At 39.4% G+C, this 226-nt stretch carries 1 pseudogene; it reads left to right on the forward strand.

From position 1 onward, the window contains the following. Positions 1-17: 17 nt before the first annotated feature. Positions 18-226: pseudogene (locus HMPREF3029_RS09545) on the forward strand (IS3 family transposase); the annotation flags it as partial.

Consider the following 226-nt stretch of genomic DNA (forward strand, 5'->3'; position numbering starts at 1 on the left):
AGCACAGAGAACAAATTGTGGTGAATCATAAGCGTTTATTACGCATTATGAAGGCCCATAATTTACTGTGTCACAAATTCAAGAACAAATCGAGAACGCGTTACAGTTCATACAAAGGGACAGTTGGGAAAATTGCTCCAAATAGCGTGAACCGTAAATTTAGTCCGAAGACATTCAATCAACTATGGGTCACAGATGTCACAGAGTTTGCGTTACCTATCAAAGG

The organism is Nosocomiicoccus sp. HMSC059G07 (assembly GCF_001815515.1).
Taxonomy (GTDB): Bacteria; Bacillota; Bacilli; order Staphylococcales; family Salinicoccaceae; genus Nosocomiicoccus; species Nosocomiicoccus ampullae_A.